This is a genomic window from Deinococcus multiflagellatus (assembly GCF_020166415.1).
Classification (GTDB): Bacteria; Deinococcota; Deinococci; order Deinococcales; family Deinococcaceae; genus Deinococcus; species Deinococcus multiflagellatus.
Window position 1 is genome coordinate 1 of sequence record NZ_JAIQXV010000070.1, and the last position, 753, is coordinate 753.

Below are 753 nucleotides of genomic sequence, written 5' to 3' on the forward strand. Positions count from 1 at the left end.
GACGGGCGAAAGGTCGAGGCAATCCTTGCTCGAAATGCGCTGGGCGCGAGATTTTCCAGCGAGGAGTGCGGCCTGAGATCATTATAGTCGATCCTCCAATTTTCAATCTTCTCCGCGGCATCCTCGAGCGACAGAAACCAGTGGGTATTCAGGCACTCGTCCCGGAAACTCCCGTTAAAGGACTCGATGAACGGATTGTCCGTTGGGCGTCCAGGACGGGAAAAATCCAGCGTAACGCCCTGTTGGTAGGCCCACAGATCCAGCGCCTTGCTGATGAACTCACTGCCGTTGTCCACCTGGATCCGGGCAGGCACCTCACGGTGCCTGCTCACTTCTTGAACCACCTCGACCACCCGCTCTGCCTTGATGCTGGTATCGACATGGATCGCCAGGCATTCCCGCGTGTACGTGTCAATCAAGGTCAGGGCCCGAAACCGCTGCCCATTGAACAGGGCGTCTGAAACGAAGTCCATCGACCAAACCTCATTCGGTTGCTGTGCCCCTGGTTGCGCTGCACGTCGTGCCGCGCTGACATGTCGCCTGGGGCGCTTCATCCGCAGATTCAAGCCGGCCAGCTGGTAGAGCCTGAAAAACCGCTTGTGGTTGATATGCCACCCTTCTCGCGCCATCAGAACGTGAATTCGTCGATAACCGTAGCGCACCCTGGTGTGAGCAATCTCGGTCATCCTTTTCAGGATCAGTTGTTGTTCTGGGCGGGGTTGAGGACGGTAGCGGTAGATCGTTGTCCACTCG

The 753-nt window shown here is 57.5% G+C and carries 1 protein-coding gene; it reads right to left on the reverse strand.

Annotated features, from left to right (window positions below; all coding sequences use genetic code 11):
- A partial coding sequence (locus K7W41_RS23350) for an IS3 family transposase (protein ID WP_224612946.1) occupies positions 1-753 on the reverse strand: 753 nt, incomplete at both ends.